1 protein-coding gene is annotated in these 394 nt (G+C 56.1%); it reads left to right on the top strand.

Going from position 1 to position 394, the window contains the following annotated elements; translation table 11 throughout:
• Positions 1 to 263 (top strand): DUF3300 domain-containing protein (locus tag ACEWB7_RS18525; protein WP_411581165.1); only part of this gene is annotated, 263 nt, incomplete at its 5' end.
• Positions 264 to 394: the final 131 nt, after the last annotated feature.

Genomic DNA, 394 nt, shown 5'->3' with positions numbered 1-394 from the left:
AAGCAATGGAGTTCGGCAACCTCAAAGACTCGGAGCAGATGAAATTGGCCAAGGATGAGCAGAACAATCAGCAGATAGTCACCATTGCGCCAGCCAACCCTGACGTCGTTTATGTCCCACAATACGACCCGAGCGCTGTCTATAGCCCGCCAGCTGCCGGGCCAGCTCCCGCACCGGTGACCACAGCAACCACGACAACGACCGTGCCTGCGACAACGACCACGACAGTGGTGGAACATGACGATCACGACAACTATGATTAATACGCCCGCGGTGATATGGTCTTGACGGGCTGGCTCGCCTTTGGGGGGGGCATGCTGGTCAACGAGGTCTTCAACGACGATGATGAGGGCGTTTATTATTACCCTAGGTGGGGATCAGATTATCCCAGCGG

Source organism: Acinetobacter sp. NIOH-H-8 (assembly GCF_046635365.1).
Classification (GTDB): domain Bacteria; phylum Pseudomonadota; class Gammaproteobacteria; order Pseudomonadales; family Moraxellaceae; genus Acinetobacter.
The sequence above is the reverse complement of the archived record's forward strand: the minus strand, read 5'-3'. Positions and strand labels throughout refer to the sequence as shown.